The 1,475-nt window shown below is 64.0% G+C and carries 2 protein-coding genes; one reads left to right on the forward strand and one right to left on the reverse strand.

Going from position 1 to position 1,475, the window contains the following annotated elements; all coding sequences use genetic code 11:
• Positions 1-169: ArdC-like ssDNA-binding domain-containing protein (locus EOA38_RS36435; protein WP_127301487.1), on the reverse strand; the 169-nt coding region annotated here is incomplete at its 3' end.
• A 1,006-nt stretch (positions 170-1,175) separates the two neighbouring features.
• On the opposite strand from EOA38_RS36435, the gene EOA38_RS40775 reads away from it, so the two are divergent.
• A partial coding sequence (locus EOA38_RS40775; protein ID WP_245481019.1) for a DUF309 domain-containing protein occupies positions 1,176-1,475 on the forward strand: 300 nt, incomplete at its 3' end.

Consider the following 1,475-nt stretch of genomic DNA (forward strand, 5'->3'; position numbering starts at 1 on the left):
GGCCGAGGCCGGCCTTCGCACTGCCCCATGGCTTGACCCATGGCACCGTGCCGCGCTCCAGCTCGGCGATGATGCGATCTGTGATTTCCTGATAAAGGCTGGCGCCCGTGCGCCCGCTCTTGCCTGCGCCAGCCTCTCGGCTACCGGAACGCTTGTATTTTGCACCCATCGTCTGGTCCTCCGCTCTTCAATCCCGCGCCCTCCCCGGAAGCGGGGTGGGCGGCGAAAGCGACCGGAAAGGCCCGACGTCCAAGGCGGCCCGCATCCGAAGGACCGGAACGAAGAGGAGGACCCGAAGCGTCAAGCGAAGGGTTGCGGGATGCCGCAGCGGGCCTAGAAGGGAGAGCCGCCCACCGCGCGCCACCGGGGGATGGCCAGTACAAAAACGACGCCGGCCCACAGGCCGGCGACCGTCAGCAGCCGAAAGGCTGCCCCGCGCCAGGGGGCGAAGCCGAAGGGCCGAGACCGCCTGAGCTTGCCGAAGAAAAGCGGGCTCGGTTCACGAGCACCCGGCGCGCGCCTTCAGGCGCGCGGGCGCCACTCAGGTCCGCGACGGCCGCAGCTTTGATCTCGGGGTGATGCGCGTGCAAATGTCGGCACGGGCTTCGGAATGCACCCTGGAAGACATCGTGATAGCTCCTTGGGAGCGACGCGAGCGTCGGTGCCTGAACTTCCATCTGTGTCATGGGTTTGCTCTGCGGCGGACGCCGAGAGTCTCTCTCCCCGACCTTCGTCCGCCAACGAAATCCCTGCCTGCCCTCTTCCTCTGCTGGCCGCACCGTCGCCTATCGAAGCCCCGGCGACGTGGCAGTGCCCAAACGCACGCCCAAGGAGCGATCCCTTGCAGCTCGCAAGTTGGACGGGTCAAGCCATGTTCACAGCGGCCAGTCAGCCGCTTCATCGCCTCAGGCGCGCAAGAAAAAGGCCGGGCTTGCAGCACCCGGCCAAGCAAGAGGTCAAAACCTCCAGAGGGGAACGCGCCGGACGCAATGGGAGGAGAACGCCCGAGGCACGTTGGCATATAAGTCAGCACGGATGACATCTCAACGACATGCCAGTAGACCACGAGGCCTGATCATCTTGGTGCACTTGCGCTTGTGAGCCCGGACGTTTGCCCAAAACCTCATTTTTGCCGGCGGGCGCTCCGGAGTGATCATCCGTTCAGGATGTCACGGGTGTGCTATACGGCTTTGATGGCTATTGGTTCGATGTTGCGCCGGCGCTGGCTGCCGGAAAAGAGCTTTCCATCCTATGCGTATCTGCCGGGCAGGCAGCCACATCCGGTACGTGATCCCGCGGGACACAGCTACAACAGCCAAGCCATGCCGTTGGCGGCAGAGATCTCGGTTGATTCAGACACATTCCGCTGGGGTCTCGACCTCTTCAACCACGGCTATTACTGGGAAGCCCATGAGGCTTGGGAAGGCCTGTGGCAAGTTGCAGACCGAGGCGCTCCGCTTCGGATGCTCTTCAAA

The organism is Mesorhizobium sp. M1E.F.Ca.ET.041.01.1.1, from assembly GCF_003997355.1.
Classification (GTDB): domain Bacteria; phylum Pseudomonadota; class Alphaproteobacteria; order Rhizobiales; family Rhizobiaceae; genus Mesorhizobium.